Annotated in this window: 2 protein-coding genes and 1 pseudogene; all 3 read right to left on the minus strand. The window is 30.2% G+C overall.

All coding sequences use genetic code 11. The annotated features are described in order from the left end of the window. Nucleotides 1–97: pseudogene (locus tag ACLR9T_RS14250) on the minus strand (recombination protein RecR); the annotation flags it as partial. Continuing rightward, nucleotides 97–405 (minus strand): YbaB/EbfC family nucleoid-associated protein, encoded by a 309-nt coding sequence (locus ACLR9T_RS14255; protein WP_413110130.1) that lies wholly within the window; start codon nt 403–405, stop codon nt 97–99. The pseudogene ACLR9T_RS14250 and the gene ACLR9T_RS14255, both read right to left, overlap by 1 nt. Nucleotides 406–407: 2 nt before the next feature. Beyond that, a partial coding sequence (locus ACLR9T_RS14260; RefSeq protein ID WP_413110131.1) for an AAA family ATPase occupies nt 408–1,911 on the minus strand: 1,504 nt, incomplete at its 5' end.

Consider the following 1,911-nt stretch of genomic DNA (forward strand, 5'->3'; position numbering starts at 1 on the left):
GAATATGATAGACCCTTCTCTCAGCACCTTTTGTTCCTATTCCAGGTAACATCTTAAAACATTCAACTAACTCTTCAAAACTATTAGGATATTCCATTATAAGAATGCAGATACATCTACGCCATTAGTAACTTTATTGACTGTATCTTCTCTTTCATCATTAATCTTTTTAATCATTTGATTCAAAGTAATCATTAATAGATCTTGAACATCTTCTTGATGTTCAGTACACATCATAGATTGATCAATATGTAATTCTGTTATTTCAAGACTTCCTTTGATTTTACCAGTAATAATATCATTTTGAGAAGCAATATCAAATTCCTTCTCATCATATTCTTTATTTGCCTTAGCCACTTTCTTTTGCATTTGTTGGGCTTGTTGTACTAAGTTAGCAAAATTCATTTTTAATCCTCCTTAAACTCTACAATATCACCAAATAATTTAACTGCAAATTCTTGAGCCTCATTTAAATCAACATGATCTAAATCATGAGAATCAATATGTTTAAGAGTTAAATTATGTGGTTCAGGGAGTTGTCCTCTCTTTTTTAAATCAATAAACTGACTACGCATTTGAATCCATTCATCCTGCTGAATAGCTACAAACCGATATTCTTGTCCAAGTATTTCTGTTAAAAAAGAACTCAACTGTTTATAATTCTTATAATAATTAACGGCATTAACAGCTGGTTGGAATTCAAAAGCAATAATAAAACCACCTGGGCAAGCAGCAACAGCTGTACCATCACAAAGCATACCTGCACTCTTAGCTGTATTTAAGTTAGCCAAATAGCGCTTAATAATTGGCCATCTCTCTTGAATACTTTCCAGTATTTCTCTTCGTGCCTGTACAAGAATATTCATAATATCTGCACGATCTACTTTTATATCATTATCTATGCTTTGTTCCACATCCTCTTGTTTCTCAAACTCGAATGTAGGAATATCCTCTTGAATAATATCTTGAGATTCTTCTAAGATTAGCTCCTCTTCAATTAATGGTTCACCTATTTGTTCATCAATATCCTCATAGATAACTTGATTACTGTTATTTTGAGATTGTAAAATGGGTTTATCCATTTCAATAACTTCTCCCATTGCTTCTGTATTAACCTCTTGAGTTTCGTTCACATATTGGATAGATTCTGTTTGAGGAATATCTACTTTATCAATGAGTTCTCCATTTTTCGATTGAACTTGATTACACATTTTTAACAAGGCTAACTCAAAATATATAGCTGGATTAATAACTTTAGCATATTTTTCACTTGCATCCATTAAAACATCACTGAATGCAAATGCTTCATCACATGATATATAAGGCACTATCATATCTAAATAATATTGTGAAAGAACAAATAATATAGAACTATCACTTGTATTTCTATAGATAATAATATCTTTTAAAATATCAACTAAATCCAATGTTAATCTCTTAATATCAATACCATTTGTTTTCATTTCATCCAAAATAAATAATGATTTCTTCATATCTTTAGACAAAAGAACCTTTATGAAATCAATTTTATTTTCTAATGATACAATTCCATATATATGATTAACATCTTGTACTGTTAGATGTTGATCATTATATGCCAAACATTGCTCTAATATTGATAATGCATCTCTCATTCCACCATCTGCAAGCTTTGCAATCATTTCTAAAGCTTCATCATCACAAATATAGTTTTCTTGTTCAACTACGCTTTTCATACGATTAACGATTTCAGTTAAACTCAATTTCATAAAATCAAATCTTTGACAACGAGATATAATTGTTGGCAAAATTTTATGAGGTTCTGTTGTTGCAAGAATAAAAACAACATGTGCTGGTGGCTCCTCTAATGTCTTTAATAAGGCATTAAAGGCACCTGTAGACATCATATGTACCTCATCAATAATATAAACC

Origin of the sequence: Thomasclavelia sp. (genome assembly GCF_047249845.1) — a bacterium.
Lineage (GTDB): Bacteria > Bacillota_I > Bacilli_A > Erysipelotrichales > Coprobacillaceae > Thomasclavelia.

Bases quoted from the DNA above. Each gene is read 5' to 3' on its own strand.
- ACLR9T_RS14255 (WP_413110130.1), bottom strand. From the start codon at position 405: ATGAATTTTGCTAACTTAGTACAACAAGCCCAACAAATGCAAAAGAAA.